This is a genomic window from Streptosporangium sp. NPDC049248, assembly GCF_040678965.1.
Taxonomy (GTDB): domain Bacteria; phylum Actinomycetota; class Actinomycetes; order Streptosporangiales; family Streptosporangiaceae; genus Streptosporangium; species Streptosporangium fukuiense.
This window is the reverse complement of sequence record NZ_JBFAQY010000012.1, coordinates 71,112-83,725: the sequence shown is the minus strand read 5'-3', so window position 1 is coordinate 83,725 and position 12,614 is coordinate 71,112. Positions and strand designations below refer to the sequence as shown.

Annotated in this window: 14 protein-coding genes; 8 read left to right on the top strand and 6 right to left on the bottom strand. The window is 70.8% G+C overall.

Annotated elements, in window-relative coordinates; translation table 11 throughout:
* The first annotated feature begins 59 nt into the window (after positions 1-59).
* A complete protein-coding gene (locus AB0K21_RS22730) occupies positions 60-605 on the top strand; it encodes a hypothetical protein (protein WP_343977250.1) in 546 nt (181 codons plus the stop codon).
* Between the two features lie 116 nt (positions 606-721).
* Here AB0K21_RS22730 and pgm read toward each other — a convergent pair whose 3' ends face one another.
* Positions 722-2,362 (bottom strand): phosphoglucomutase (alpha-D-glucose-1,6-bisphosphate-dependent), encoded by a 1,641-nt coding sequence (gene pgm / locus AB0K21_RS22725; protein ID WP_343977247.1) that lies wholly within the window; start codon positions 2,360-2,362, stop codon positions 722-724.
* Between the two features lie 282 nt (positions 2,363-2,644).
* Here pgm and AB0K21_RS22720 point away from each other — a divergent pair, with 282 nt between their 5' ends.
* From AB0K21_RS22720 to AB0K21_RS22710, 3 genes are read left to right on the top strand one after another with little or no spacing between them, the layout of a single operon-like run.
* Positions 2,645-3,565, top strand: coding sequence for an ROK family protein (locus AB0K21_RS22720; protein ID WP_343977243.1), 921 nt, complete (start codon positions 2,645-2,647; stop codon positions 3,563-3,565).
* Positions 3,562-4,311 carry a sugar phosphate isomerase/epimerase gene (locus AB0K21_RS22715; RefSeq protein ID WP_364152865.1) on the top strand — a complete coding sequence of 250 codons (750 nt, stop codon included), beginning with the start codon at positions 3,562-3,564 and terminating at the stop codon, positions 4,309-4,311. The genes AB0K21_RS22720 and AB0K21_RS22715 overlap by 4 nt, the downstream gene beginning before the upstream one ends.
* Positions 4,308-5,411 carry a Gfo/Idh/MocA family oxidoreductase gene (locus AB0K21_RS22710; RefSeq protein WP_343977237.1) on the top strand — a complete coding sequence of 368 codons (1,104 nt, stop codon included), beginning with the start codon at positions 4,308-4,310 and terminating at the stop codon, positions 5,409-5,411. The genes AB0K21_RS22715 and AB0K21_RS22710 overlap by 4 nt, the downstream gene beginning before the upstream one ends.
* Before the next feature lie 25 nt (positions 5,412-5,436).
* Here AB0K21_RS22710 and AB0K21_RS22705 read toward each other — a convergent pair whose 3' ends face one another.
* Complete coding sequence (locus tag AB0K21_RS22705) at positions 5,437-5,628, bottom strand: hypothetical protein (protein WP_343977234.1); 192 nt, start codon at positions 5,626-5,628, stop codon at positions 5,437-5,439.
* A gap of 17 nt (positions 5,629-5,645) precedes the next feature.
* Between AB0K21_RS22705 and AB0K21_RS22700 the strand changes: the two genes are divergently transcribed.
* Positions 5,646-6,281 (top strand): hypothetical protein, encoded by a 636-nt coding sequence (locus AB0K21_RS22700; RefSeq protein ID WP_343977232.1) that lies wholly within the window; start codon positions 5,646-5,648, stop codon positions 6,279-6,281.
* A 77-nt stretch (positions 6,282-6,358) separates the two neighbouring features.
* On the opposite strand, the gene AB0K21_RS22695 is transcribed toward AB0K21_RS22700, so the two are convergent.
* Complete coding sequence (locus AB0K21_RS22695; protein WP_343977229.1) at positions 6,359-6,820, bottom strand: PPOX class F420-dependent oxidoreductase; 462 nt, start codon at positions 6,818-6,820, stop codon at positions 6,359-6,361.
* Positions 6,821-7,030: 210 nt separating this feature from the next.
* On the opposite strand from AB0K21_RS22695, the gene AB0K21_RS22690 reads away from it, so the two are divergent.
* Both AB0K21_RS22690 and AB0K21_RS22685 read left to right on the top strand, forming a co-directional pair.
* Positions 7,031-7,687, top strand: a complete 657-nt coding sequence (locus AB0K21_RS22690; RefSeq protein ID WP_364152859.1) for a fasciclin domain-containing protein — start codon at positions 7,031-7,033, stop codon at positions 7,685-7,687.
* Between the two features lie 285 nt (positions 7,688-7,972).
* Entirely contained in the window at positions 7,973-9,613 is a 1,641-nt protein-coding gene (locus tag AB0K21_RS22685) for an ATP-dependent DNA helicase RecQ (RefSeq protein WP_364152856.1), read from the top strand.
* A gap of 113 nt (positions 9,614-9,726) precedes the next feature.
* Here the strand turns inward: AB0K21_RS22685 and AB0K21_RS22680 are convergent, their stop codons facing one another.
* From AB0K21_RS22680 to AB0K21_RS22670, 3 genes are all read right to left on the bottom strand, one after another.
* Positions 9,727-10,545, bottom strand: coding sequence for an SAM-dependent methyltransferase (locus AB0K21_RS22680; protein ID WP_343977220.1), 819 nt, complete (start codon positions 10,543-10,545; stop codon positions 9,727-9,729).
* A gap of 110 nt (positions 10,546-10,655) precedes the next feature.
* Complete coding sequence (locus AB0K21_RS22675; protein WP_343977218.1) at positions 10,656-11,471, bottom strand: SAM-dependent methyltransferase; 816 nt, start codon at positions 11,469-11,471, stop codon at positions 10,656-10,658.
* A gap of 166 nt (positions 11,472-11,637) precedes the next feature.
* Positions 11,638-12,141, bottom strand: a complete 504-nt coding sequence (locus AB0K21_RS22670) for an ATP-binding protein (RefSeq protein WP_343977215.1) — start codon at positions 12,139-12,141, stop codon at positions 11,638-11,640.
* Positions 12,142-12,370: 229 nt separating this feature from the next.
* Here AB0K21_RS22670 and AB0K21_RS22665 point away from each other — a divergent pair, with 229 nt between their 5' ends.
* Positions 12,371-12,607, top strand: coding sequence for a DUF397 domain-containing protein (locus AB0K21_RS22665; RefSeq protein ID WP_343977212.1), 237 nt, complete (start codon positions 12,371-12,373; stop codon positions 12,605-12,607).
* The last annotated feature ends 7 nt before the right edge of the window (positions 12,608-12,614 follow it).

Here is a 12,614-nt window from a genome sequence, read left to right as displayed (position 1 = left end):
CGGGATCCTTGGAGCAGGCGGCAGGCGTGCGCTACGAAGGGATGGGGAGGGAGGCCACCGTGGGTAAATCCGGTCAGGAGGTGGCGCTGCGAGCCCTTGGCGCCGCGCTCGACCTGCACGCCCCGACGGCCCGCCACGGCGTCAGGGCGTTTCCCGAGGGCACGCCGTTCCTGTGGCTGATCGTTCCCGGCGCGGGCGGGGCCACCGTCTTCCTTGACGACCGCCAGTGGATCTGCCTGAGCGAACCCGAGCGGGGCGGGGTGACCGTCCAACTCGTCGCCGGCGGGATCGACGACGACCCCGCCCTCGTCGTGGGCCGGATCATGACCGTCATGGTGCCGGTGCCCCGTCGCAGGGGCCGCCTGCCGCGCGCGCTGGGAGCGGGGCTGCTCGGCATCGTGGGAGGCGCGGGTGTGGGGTTGCTGGCGGCGCTGCTCATGGCCGTCCTCGTCGCCGGCAACGGCTACGTCTCGGACGCGGCCATCAAGGTGGTGTACGCGCTGGCCGCGCTGATCGGCGTCGGGGCCGGGTGCTGGGTGGCGCTGCGCTGCCGGCGGCTGGGGGCGGGGCCGCGCGACCGAGGTCCCCGCGGGCGAAGACCCTAGGAAGGATCACCAGGAGGACCAGGCGAAGGAGCGACACGGCCGGGCGGCCGACGGTCTGCGACGGGTTCACGGGACGCACCCGCGACTCGGCCGCCCGGCACGTGTTCACCTCGTCATCATTTGCTCAGGGACGCCGAGACCAGGTCGCGTGCCTCCCGCTGGACCTGTGCCAGGTGCTCGGTTCCCTTGAAGGATTCGGCGTAGATCTTGTAAACGTCCTCGGTGCCCGAGGGACGGGCGGCGAACCAGGCGCTCTCGGTGGAGACCTTGAGCCCGCCGATGGCGGCGCCGTTGCCGGGGGCGGAGGTGAGCACCTGCGTGATCGCCTCCCCGGCGAGGGTGTCGGCGGTGACCTGCTCGGCCGAGAGTCTGGCGAGCACCGCCTTCTCCTGCCGGGTCGCGGGGGCGTCGACGCGGGCGTAGGCGGGGTCGCCGAACCTGGCCACCAGGTCGGTGTAGTGCTCGCTCGGTGAACGGCCGGTGGTCGCGATGATCTCCGAGGCGAGCAACGCCAGGATCAGACCGTCCTTGTCGGTGGTCCACACCTCGCCGTCGCGCCGCAGGAACGAGGCTCCGGCGCTCTCCTCGCCGCCGAAGCCCAGCGAGCCGTCCAGCAGGCCCGGGACGAACCACTTGAACCCGACGGGGACCTCCACCAGTCGCCTGCCCTCCGCGGCGGCCACCAGGTCGATCATCCGGCTGCTCACCAGCGTCTTGCCGACTCCCGCGTCCGCGGGCCAGCCGGGCCGGTGGGAGTAGAGATAGGAGATGGCCACGGCGAGGTAGTGGTTGGGGTTCATCAGACCGGCGTCGGGGGTGACGATGCCGTGCCGGTCGGCGTCGGCGTCGTTGCCGGTGGAGACGTCGAAGGCGTCGCGACCGGCGATGAGCGAGGCCATCGCGTACGGTGACGAGCAGTCCATCCGGATCTTGCCGTCCCAGTCCAGCGTCATGAACCGCCACGTCGGATCGGTCTGCGGGTTGATCACCGTCAGGTCCAGCCGGTGCCGTTCGGCGATCTCCCCCCAGTAGGCGACGCTCGCCCCGCCCAGCGGGTCGGCGCCGATGCGCACCCCCGCCTCCCGTACGGCGTCAAGGTCGAGCACCGAGGGCAGGTCGTCCACGTAGTGACCGAGGAAGTCGTAGCGGCCGGTCGTGTCGGTGGCCAGCGCCCTGACGTACGGAAGCCGCCTGACCTCTTTCATCCCTCCGGCGATCAACGCGTTGGCCCGGTCCTGGATCCACGTGGTGGCGTCGGTGTCCGCCGGGCCGCCGTGCGGCGGGTTGTACTTGAAGCCGCCGTCGCCGGGCGGGTTGTGCGAGGGGGTCACCACCACACCGTCGGCGCGGCCCGCGGCGCGTTTCCGGTTGTGGGTCAGGATCGCGTGGGAGACCGCCGGTGTCGGGGTGTAGCCGTCCCGGCTGTCGATCATGACCGTCACCCCGTTGGCCGCGAAGACCTCCAAGGCGGAGACCCGGGCCGGTTCCGACAGCGCGTGGCTGTCGGCACCGAGGAACAGCGGGCCGTCGACGCCCTGGGCGGCCCGGTACTCCACGATGGCCTGGCTGGTCGCGAGGATGTGGTCCTCGTTGAACGCGACGTTCAGCGAGGAGCCCCGGTGTCCCGACGTCCCGAACGCCACTCGCTGGCCGACCTCGCCGGGGTCGGGGTGCAGCGCGTAGTAGGACGTCACCAGGCGTGCCACATCGACCAGATCGGACGGCTCGGCGGGCTGACCCGCGCGTTCGTGCGTCAACACAGTCTCCTCACGTCACTCCTGAGCTAACCGTATCTACCCCTGAATCGGACAGTTTCCGCAAGCTGTCCGGCCGATGTGCCGGACCGGTGCCAGGTGCTGCCCACGCATCGTTGACAACGTTGTCAGTGGCGTCGTACCTTCAGCCTGTTTGCCCGGTCGCTGGGGGAACGTACTCTTTGGTTCTATTGATCACCGGAGGATCCCCTTGCACAGCCACGTGGCGCTCCCGGTGGCCACCGGTCGTCCCCCCGCGCGCCGGCGCGCCCGAGGGGCCGGCCGGTGACCGCCCTCGCGATCGACATCGGCGGCACCAAGTTCGCCGCCGCGCTGGTCAGGCCGGACGGCACCATGGTCCGCAGGGTGGAACTGCCGGTCGGCAGCGACCCCGCCGCGACGCTGGCCTCGTTGGTCCGCGACGTCGGCGCGGGCGTCGGCGACGGTACCGGCACAGATGGCCTGAGCGGGGTCGGCATCGGCTCCGCGGGCCCCCTTGACGCCGTCGCCGGCACGGTCAGCCCGGTGAACATCCCCTCCTGGCGTGACTTCCCGCTGGTCGGCACGGTGCGCGGGCTCCTTCCCGGCCTTCCCGTCACACTCGCCGGAGACGCGCAGTGCATGGCGCTGGGGGAGTGGTGGCGGGGCGGACACGGCTCGCGCTCCCGGGCACTGCTGGGCATCGTGGTCTCCACCGGTGTGGGCGGCGGGCTGGTTCTGGGCGGGGTGCCGTACCTGGGACCGACAGGAAACGCCGGGCACATCGGGCACATCTCCGTGGACCGGGGCGGTGAGCTCTGCCCATGCGGGGCGACCGGCTGCCTGGAGACGATCGCCAGCGGCCCCAGTATGGTCCGCTGGGCGCTGGCGAACGGCTGGGGCGAGCCCGGTACCCCGACGGACGCCCGTACGCTCTCGGCCGACGCCGCCCGCGGAGTCCCCGTGGCCCAGCTGGCCTTCCAGCGGGCCGCCGACGCGCTGGCCGTGGCGATCCTCACCACGGCGGCGCTCTTCGACATCGACGACGTCGTCATCGGGGGCGGCGTCTCCGGGGCGGGCGAGACCCTGCTCACCCCGCTGCGCCAGGCGGTCACCAAGCAGGCGGGCCTCGGCTTCCTGCACCGCCTGAACGTCGAGCGCACCCGTCTGGAACGCGACGCCGGCCTGTACGGCGCCGCGGCACTGGTCCTCAAGGAGAGCCGATGAGCCCGATAGCCGTCCAGTTGTACTCCGTGCGCGAACAGGCGGCCGTCGACCGCCGCGCCGTGCTGCGCCGCATCGCCGAGATGGGGTACGGCGCGGTCGAACCGTACGACGCGCACCTCGACCCGGATGGGCTCCGCGAGGAGCTGGAGGAGACCGGGCTCGCGGTGTGCAGCGTGCACGCCCCGCTGCTCGACGAGCGGCGCGCGACGGCGCTGGCCGCCGCCGTGGCCATCGGAGCCCGGACCGTCATCGTGCCCGCCGCCCCCGCCGAGTGGTTCGCCGGCAGACAGGAGCTGGAGCGGGCGGCCAGGACCATCGGCGAGGTGGCCAGGGAGGCGGCGGACCACGGCCTGCGGCTCGGCTACCACAACCACTGGTGGGAACTGGAGCAGCGGGTGGAGGGCCGTCCCGCGCTGGAGGTGCTGGCCGACCTGCTGGACCCCTCGGTGCTGCTGGAGGTCGATCTCTACTGGGCGGCGACCGGCGGGGTCGACCCCTCGGGGCTGCTGGCCCGGCTGGGCGAGCGGGTGAGCCACCTGCACGTCAAGGACGGGCCCGCCACCCTCCAGGGCCCGATGACCGCGGTCGGCTCGGGCGAGGTGCCCATCGTGGACGCGCTGAACACCGCTCCGGACGCGGTGCGGATCGTGGAGCTCGACCACTGTGCCACCGACATGCTCCAGGCGCTGGCCGACAGCCACGCCTACCTGACCGGCCTTGTCGCCGCCGGGCGGGTGAGCTCGTGACCGGACCGCTCGGAGTGGCGATCGTCGGCTGCGGGAACATCAGCCACCAGTACCTGGGCAACCTCGCCTCCTTCCCCGGCGTGCGGGTGGTGGCGTGCGCCGACCTCGACCGGGCACGTGCCGAAGAGGTCGCGGCGCGCTACGGCGTGCCGACGGCGGCCGCACCGGAGGAGGCGATCTCACACCCCGACGTGGAGCTGGTGATCAACCTCACGGTCCCGTCCGCGCACGCCGAGGTGGCGCTCGCCGCCGTTCTGGCCGGGAGGCACGTCTACAACGAGAAGCCGTTCACGGTGGACAGGGAGTCCGGGGCGGAACTTGTCGAGGCCGCCGCGTCGGCGGGGGTGCTCCTGGGCAGCGCCCCCGACACCTTTCTGGGCGCGGGGTTGCAGACCGCGGCCCGGCTCGTGGCCGAGGGGGCCATCGGCACGCCGCTCACCGCCCTGACCCTGTTCCAGAGTCCGGGCCCCGAGTCGTGGCATCCCAGCCCCGAGTTCTTCTTCCAGCCGGGGGCCGGGCCGCTGTTCGACATGGGCCCCTACTACCTGACGGCACTGGTGACCCTGTTCGGCCCGGCGGAACGGGTGGCCGCCGTCGGCCGCAGGGCCAGGGACGAGCGGGTCATCGGCTCAGGGCCCAGGGCGGGCACGCGTTTTCCCGCGGTGGTTCCCACCCACACGACCGCGCTGCTGGAGTTCGCCGCGGGCCAGGCGGCCACGATGATCTTCAGCTTCGACTCGCCACTCCGCCGCGCCGGGTTCATCGAGATCACCGGCACCGAGGCGACCATGCGGGTACCCGATCCCAACACGTTCGGCGGCGAGGTGCGACTGCGCCGGACCGGTGACGAGGAATGGGTGCCGGCTCCCACGACGGGCACCGAGGCCGGTCGCGGTCTGGGCGTGCTCGACATGGCCCAGGCCATCCGGGAGGGAAGGGCGCACCGCGCCACCGGTGAGCTGGGCCTGCACGTCCTCGACACGATGATCGCCGTCGCGGAGTCCGCGGAGCGGGCCGAGTTCGTGAAGATCGCCAGTACCTGCCCGGTGCCCGCACCGCTGCCTGAGGGGTGGGATCCGGCCGAGATCCGTTTCGGCTGATCCCCGGACGTCCGCGCCCGAACGGTCAGGGGTTCCGGTCGGCGGAGGCGACGGCCTCGGGGCCGCCCTCTGAGGACTCCGCCAGGCGGGCGCGCAGGCGGGTGCGGATCTCGTCCGGGGTGTAGGCCTGCCGTCGGCGCTCGGCTCGCACGATCACCACTCCCGTGGCCGCGACACCTGCGACACCTGCCAGACCGAGTACCTTCCACCATCGCATGTGCCTACGCTAGCGGAATGTCCGGTAAGAGCATCAGCCTCGACGAGGCAGTGAACCTGACCCGCACCGGCGACGTGTGGCTGTTCCGCGGCCGAACGGTGCCCGATCGAGCCATCCAGACCGTGACGAACAGCCCGGTGAACCATGTGGGAATGTCGGTGGTCATCGAGGACATGCCTCCCATGATGTGGCACGCCGAGTTGGGCCGGTCCCTGCCCGACCTGTGGTCGGGGACCAACCAGCGCGGCGTGCAGCTGCACGACCTGCAGGAGGCGGTCACGGTCTGGGCCACCAGATACGGTCAGCGCGGCTGGCTGAGGCAGCTGGAGCCACAGGTCACCCACGAGATGGAGGACGCCGTTCTGCGCACCGTCGCCCGGCTGGACGGCACGCCGTTCCCGTCGACGGCCAGGCTCGCCGGTCGCTGGGCGAAGGGGCGGGTGCCCAGGATCTTCAAGCGGGGCACCGGGGAGAGTGCTCTGGAGAGCGCCTACTGCGCCGAGGTCGTCGCGGTCACCTACGAGGCCATGGGGCTCCTGCCCGGCGGCCGCAGGCCGAACTGGTACGACCCGGGCCGGTTCTGGAGTGGTGACGACCTCGAGCTGACCGGCGGTTTCCGGCTCGGCGGAGAGATCACCGTGAAGCTGGGGTAGGGGCCCGTGGCCGGAGGCCGCTCAGGTCTCCGGCCGCGGCAGGACGGCCGGTGCCGTCCTGCCGCCTGGAGTGATGCTCAGGCCAGCCGGGCGGGGAAGCCTCCCGTGGCGATCGGGCCCCAGCGCTCGGGGGTGAGACGCAGCAGCGACTTGCCCTGCCGGGTCATGGCCGCGCGGTACTCCTCCCAGTCGGGGTGCTCGCCGGAGATCGACCGGTAGTAGTCGACCAGCGGTTCGAGGGCGTCGGGCAGGTCGAGGACCTCGGCCGCGCAGTCCACCTGCACCCAGGGGCCGTCGAAGTCGTCCGACAGGACCACGATGCTCACCCGGGGGTCGCGGCGGGCGTTCGAGGCCTTGGCGCGCTCGGGATAGGTGGACACCACGATGCGGCCCTCGGCATCGACGCCGCAGGTCACCGGGGACGCCTGTGGCCTGCCGTCGCGCCGTGTCGTGATGACCAGCGCGTGGTGGCGATCACGGAGGAAATCCAGAAGCCGGTCGTGTGAGACGACCTCGTTGGTCGCGATCTTTGGGCTCATCCCCCCACTGTACGGGGATAGGGCGCGCCTGAATTAACGCTCTGCCGGGTGGAAAATGGCCCTCTTTCTCGGGAGATATGTGGTCAAGAGTCTTCTAATGGGGCATTTAGCACCAAATCTCAGGGAATTGATCTCCAATACAGCACATGAGTGGCTCGGGAACCGGCCGACGGACCCCGGTGGCTCATCCGCCCAAGCAAGGAGATAACCGTGAAGCAGAAGTCTCTTCTGGCATCGGCCCTGACCGTGCTCGCCCTGTCCGCCGTCCCCGCCGCGCAGGCGGTCGCCGCTCCGGCGCGCATCACCTCTCCCACACCGGCTCCCGAGGAGACCGCCGCGCCCACGGAATCCATGATGCCCGGTGAGAGCGGATCGCCCGAGCCTTCGGCCATGATGACCGAGCCGTTCGGTCCCGGCTGCGCCTCCCTGCCCACCAGCGGGGCGGGAAGTCCCAGCGAGATGGCGACGCAGCCGGTCGCCACCGCCATCGCCTCCAGCCCCGACCTGTCCACGCTGTCCAAGGCGATCGAGCAGGCCGGTCTGGCCGAGAAGCTCAACTCCGCCAAGGACATCACGGTGTTCGCGCCCACCAACGCCGCGTTCGACAAGATCCCGAAGGAGAAGCTCGACAAGCTCCTGGGCGACAAGGAGAAGCTGACCAAGCTCCTGGGCTACCACGTCGTCGAGGGGAAGAAGACTCCACAGGACCTCGCGGAGGGCGAGCTGACCACGATGGAGGGGGGCACGCTGAAGGTCAAGGGTTCCGGTGAGGAGTACACGGTCAACGACGCCAAGGTGGTCTGCGGCGACATCCAGACCTCCAACGCCGTCGTCTACCTCATCGACGGGGTGCTCAAGCCCAAGTGAGCCCGGTGGTGGTAAGGGCCACGACCGACCCACCAGGCCACGCCGTGATCCGGCCGACGGAGGGGGCGTCCGTGAGGGCGCCCCTCACCCGCCCACTCCATTCCTCGACTTCACCCGAGCCCGTCCCTCGTCTCACCGCTTCCCGCCTCGTACCCGCCCGGCGCTCACTGCGTGCCCGTCCCGTGCGCGACCCACCCGTGTCCGCCTTTCGGTCATGCCCACCTCGTGTGACTAGCACCCCGATCCGCGGGTAACTGGCGGTCACACGGTGGGAAGGCGGAGGTCATGGGCATCAAGGACAGGTTCGGGCCTAGGGCGCGAAGGCTGCGGACGGTGGCCCGCAAGGTCTTCGGCTGGCGAGACCTGCGGCCGGGACAGCTTGACGCCATGCGTCACCTGCTGGACGGCGGCGACGCCCTCGTGGTCATGCCCACCGGCAGCGGCAAATCAGCCGTCTACCAGGTGCCCGCGCTGCTGCTCGACGGCCCCACCGTGGTCGTCTCACCGCTGATCGCCCTCCAGCGCGACCAGGTCGCCGGGCTGGCCGAGGCCGACGCGGGAGGGGCGGTCGCGGTCAACTCCACCCAGTCCGGCGGCGAGGCGTCGCTGGAGGCGGTACGCGCGGGCACCACCGAGTTCGTGTTCCTCTCACCCGAGCAGCTCGCCAAACCGGAGACGGTCGAGCGGCTGCGCGCCGCGCGTCCCTCGCTGATCGCCGTCGACGAGGCGCACTGCGTGTCGGCCTGGGGCCACGACTTCCGGCCCGACTACCTGCGGCTGGGACAGGTCATCGAGCGGCTCGGCCACCCTCCGGTGGTGGCGTTGACCGCCACGGCCTCCCCGGCGGTGCGCGAGGAGATCGTCGCGGTCCTCGGCCTGAGGAACGTCCGGCAGATCGTGCGAGGCTTCGACCGGCCCAACATCGACCTGGAGGTGCGCCGTTTCGTCGCCCAGGAGGACCTGAGGCGGGCGCTGGTGGAGGACGCCGCGTCCCGCTCAGGGCTCGGGCTGGTCTATGTCGCCACCCGCCGCGCCGCTGAGGAGTACGCCTCCGCGCTGCGCGAGGCCGGTCGCGGGGCCGAGGCGTACCACGCGGGGATGAAGGCGGCCGAGCGCCACAGGATCCACGAGATGTTCCGTGACGACGAGCTGGACGTCGTCGTGGCGACCTCCGCGTTCGGTATGGGCATCGACAAGCCGGACGTGCGGTTCGTACTGCACGCCTCCCCGCCGGAGTCGCCGGACTCCTACTACCAGGAGATCGGCCGCGCCGGGCGGGACGGCGAGCCCGCCGCCGCGGTGCTGTTCTACCGCCCGGAGGATCTGGGGCTGCGCAGGTTCTTCGCGGGGGGACGGGCCGACGAGGAACTCCTGCTGCGGGTCGCGACGCTGGTCCACGAGCACGGCGGCACCGTACCCGCCGGCGAGCTGCGCGACCTTCTCGACATCGGCGCCACCCGGCTCACCCGGGCGGTCAACCTGCTGGAGCGGGCGAACGCGATCGAGGTCACCGGGGAGGGCGACCTGCGCCCGGCACCCGGCGGGCCCGCGCCCGAGGCGGCCACGGCGCGCGCCGTCGAGCTGGACGACACCCGCCGCCGCATCGACGACTCGCGGATCGACATGATGCGCGCGTACGCGGAGACCACGGGCTGCCGCCGCCGGTTCCTGCTGGAGTACTTCGGCGAGCCGCGCGAACGCACCTGCGAGGCCTGCGACACCTGCAGGGCGGGTGTCGCCGAAGAGCCCGAGGCCGAGGCGGGAGGTCCGTTCGAGATGCACGCCAGGGTGCGGCACAGCGCCTGGGGCGCGGGGGTGGTGATGAGCAGGGAGAGCGACCGGATCACCGTGCTGTTCGACGAGGTCGGCTACAAGACGCTCTCCCTGGAGGCCGTCGAGCGCGAGGACCTCCTGGCCACGGGCTGACCTCTCGCCGGGCGCTCCGATCGCCCGGCCGCGCGAGGGCCGGTTCCGTGCGGGTCACGAAGACCGATGGCCGAGAACGGCCGGACGGTGCGGCCCGGCGGGCCGGTGGTGGGTCAGTCCTCGGTCTTGCGGGCCACCCCGCCCATCGTCCAGGTCTTCTCCCGGCCCTGCGTCGCCAGCGGGTTGTCGGGGCGCCAGTGGCGGACGTAGACCAGGCCGGGCTCGACCAGCTCCAGCCCGTCGAAGAAGCGCAGCACCTGGTCACTGCGCCGGGAGGCGTCCTCATGGCGGCTGAGGACCTTCCGGTAGATGTCGACCAGCGGACCCGCCGCCTCCGGGCGCGTGTCGAAGACGACGTGGCCGATGGCGAAGTGGCTGCCCGTGGGCACCGCGTCGCGCAGGATCGCCACGTTCTTGTGTGGGTCGTCCTCGTCGGGGATGAACTGCAGGGCCGACAGGATCAGGACGGCCACCGGCAGGTCCAGGTCGATCAGACGCCGCAGCTCGGGATCGTTGAGCAACTCGCGGGGGTGCAGCACGTCACCCTCGACGATGGTGGTGTGGGGGTTGGTGGCCAGCATGGCGCGGGCGTGGGAGAGCACGACCGGGTCGGTGGCGACGTAGACCACACGGGTGTCCGGCGCGATCGCCTGGGCCACCTGGTGGACGTTGTTGCGGGTGGGCAGCCCGGAACCGAGGACGACGAACTGGGTCATGCCCTGCTCGATGAGATAACTCGTCACCCGGCGCAGGAAGGCCTGAGCCTCCTGGGCCATGGTCCTGATCTCCGGCGCGATGGCGAGCACTTCCTCGGCGGCCTTACGGTCGGCGGCGAAGTTGTCCTTGCCCCCCAGGAAGTAGTCGTTCATCCTGGCGACGTTGGGCACGCTCGTGTTCAGGCCGGCCGCCGGTCGCCGGTCGGCGTCGCTCATCTGTTCTCTCCTCTGCTGCCTCTGACGTCCTCCCCGGCAGGGTCCGGTGACACCCGACTGCCAGGGCGTGGGTAACGATCGAGGGGCCAAGCTGTTTTTTTCGGGGCAGTCTATTCCTTACGGCCTATTCCGCCGACGACCCAGACGGAGTCCGGCCGGTGGGGCACCGCGCCCTCCGGCCGCCACTGGGGAATGTAGACGAGGCCCGGCTCGACAGGTTCCAGCCCATCGAGGAAAGGCTCGACCTCGGCTATGGTCCGCAGGTTCGCACGGCGGGGGCCGGTGATCGACCCACGGTCCTGAAAGAGGTCGGCGAGCTTCGCGGTCCTCTCGGGACACAGGTCCGAGACGGCGTGGGAGATGGCCATGTAGCTGCCCGGGACCATGGCCTTCCTTAGGGTGGCGGTGATCCGCGCGGCCTCGGCGTCGTCCGGGAAGTCGGTCAGGAACGAGAAGAGGAGGATCGCCACGGGCCGGTCGAGGTCGACCACGTCGGTGAGGCCGGGATGGGCCAGCAGGCCTTCCGGGTCGCGGGCGTCGGCCTCGATGACCGTGGCCCGGCTGTCCTCCTTCAAGAGAGCCCGGGCGTGCACGACGACCATCGGGTCGTTGTCGACGTAGACGACCCGCGCGTCGGGAGCGATGCCGTGCAGGATCTGGTGCACACTGCCCTGGGTCGGCAGTCCGCAGCCGATGTCGATGAACTGGCGTATGCCGGTCTCGGCGAGAAACCGCACTACGCGGCCGAGGAACCTGCGTCCCTCCATCGACATGGCGGGAAGTTCGGGGGCCAGTTCGAGTGCCACCCGCGCGGCGTCGCGGTCGGCGGCGAAGTTGTCCTTGCCACCCAGGAAGTAGTCGGCTATCCGGCCCGCGTTCGGGATCGTGGGGTCGAACCTGAGGCGCTCAGGTTGCGGCGACGCCATGATGTCCTCCGTCCGGCGGTGCGGCTTTCAGCGGACATTATCGGCCCTCAGGCCACGAGATGATGTATTTCCGATCAATACCCCTTTCTAGGGACGTATCTTCCTGATGCTCGGCTGCCTGCGCTCCGGGTGGGCGCCGTTTCGCCGGTGACGGGCCGCGTCGCGCTCAGTGGCAGGCCTCCAGGTGGCGCCCCCCTCTCCCGGGGAGGGCGAAGGCCGCCCACACCGCCTTGCCGCGGGTCTCCAGGGGGGCCCAGCCCCACATCTCGCTGACGCCGTCGACCACCTGTAGCCCCCGGCCGCTCTCCGCCTCGTAGTCGGGTTCGCGCAGGCAGGGCTCCTGGTCGCTGGGGTCGGTGACCGCGCACAGCATCGAGCGTTCGGTGTGGCAGAGGATCACCTTGACCTCGGGGCAGGCCCGGGAGTGCTGGACGCCCCGCGTGCCGTGACGTACGGCGTTGGTCACGAGTTCGGAGACCACGACACCGGTGTCGTCGATCAGTTGCTCCAGCTCCCATGCCCTCAGGGCGCCGGCGGTGAACTCACGGGCGGTCCGTGCGGCGCACGGATCGTGGCGAAAGCTGCGTACGGCCATCTGCAGCCGGTTGACATGGCTCTCGCCGCCGGTCCAGGGAGGCAGGCCGCTCGGGGGCAGTAGGTGGTCGAGCATCGACAACCACCGTTCCCACCCTCCGATCTCAGCTCGGATGGGTGTGGCTTCATGTCTCTGGTAACCAGTCATCGACGACCTTGGGGGTGGGAGATCGTGTGGCAAGGGCGATCCGTCTAGTCATCTTGCACGCCGTAATGTGCATAGGCAAGTACAAATGCACGTGCATCTGCACAAAAAGCTCTATGCTCGTGGTGTTGTTTCCCTCCCTAATCGGTGAGAGGCGAGGATGAACCAGCTGTACAACGGCATGCCGGCAGCCCTGATGGGCGGCATCGTCTGGCGCAAGAGTCACTTCAGCAACCCCAGCGGCAACTGCGTGGAACTCGCGGAGCTCCCCGACGGCAGGGTCGCGATGCGCAACTCCCGCGATCCCGAAGGGCCCGCGCTGATCTACACGCGCCGCGAGGCCGACGCCTTCGTGCGCGGGGTGAAGGGCGGGGAGTTCGACGACCTGATCGCCTGACCGTCGG